The 505-nt window shown below is 30.3% G+C and carries 1 pseudogene; it reads right to left on the reverse strand.

Annotation, left to right across the window (positions count from 1 at the left end):
- Window positions 1-72: 72 nt before the first annotated feature.
- Window positions 73-505, reverse strand: a pseudogene (locus AC2D8K_RS12590) (DUF5906 domain-containing protein); the annotation flags it as partial.

Raw genomic sequence — 505 nt, forward strand, 5'->3', positions numbered from 1 at the left:
CCTTAATTACCTTTATTGATACGTTCTTCTATGATAGGTACAAGCACTTCTACAAATGCTTCAATTTGTTCATTATTCATCGTCAAAGTCCTCCCAATCAAAGTCCAAATTCTCTTCATCTAATGCCTCATCGTCTGTTATATTTTCATTTTTATCTAATGAAATAATATTATCTTTTTCCGAAATATCATGAATCTCTTTTTTATTGGCTTCTTTCCAACCTAAATCAATCCAATAATCGTAGCCATTGTATAGTTTGGTTTGAGTATCAAAGTTTGCTTGAATTAACTGTTTAATAACCTGAGAACTTACCTTTATTTCTTCATTAATAACTTTATTTAACTCGGATACTTTGATTCGTGATCCTGATTTGATTTCTATAAGTTTTCTGAGTAAATTAATACATGCTTTCTGATTTGCATTACTTACGGACCTGCTAGAAACAAATTCATATCCAAAATTTAACCAATCGTGAGTAATTTCAGTGACACGGCTATTTTCAAGA

The sequence above is a fragment of the Staphylococcus sp. 510 genome (genome assembly GCF_057219715.1).